This window comes from Stenotrophomonas sp. SrG, assembly GCF_050031795.1.
Taxonomy (GTDB): Bacteria; Pseudomonadota; Gammaproteobacteria; order Xanthomonadales; family Xanthomonadaceae; genus Stenotrophomonas; species Stenotrophomonas rhizophila_A.
In genome coordinates this window covers 1-300 of record NZ_JBNBBE010000104.1, presented here as the reverse complement: position 1 = coordinate 300, position 300 = coordinate 1, and the positions used below count along the sequence as shown (strand labels likewise).

Here is a 300-nt window from a genome sequence, read left to right as displayed (position 1 = left end):
TCTCGCCGCCCTCCAGGCCGGCGGTCGAGATAATGGTACGGCGGGCTTGCGGCCGGATTACGGCGCTGGCTACTACGCAGCATTCGTCATTGACCCGGATGGTCACCGGATCGAGGCAGGGATCAATTCCGTGGAAGGGGCCAGCCAGGGGTGAACCTAGCCCATCCGCTCCTGCAGCGCAGGGCCGGCATCCTGCCGTGGGTGGGGGTGGCCGCAAGTGTGGCCATGGCGTTCGTGGTGACCCTGTTCGGGGCCCTGCTGCTGCCGCAGTTCGTGGAGATGTTCGGCAGCGCCGGCCAG

At 67.7% G+C, this 300-nt stretch carries 1 pseudogene; it reads left to right on the top strand.

Features of this window, described 5'->3' with window-relative positions:
- Positions 1–154: pseudogene (locus ACQG3P_RS19150) on the top strand (VOC family protein); the annotation flags it as partial.
- Positions 155–300 lie beyond the last annotated feature (146 nt).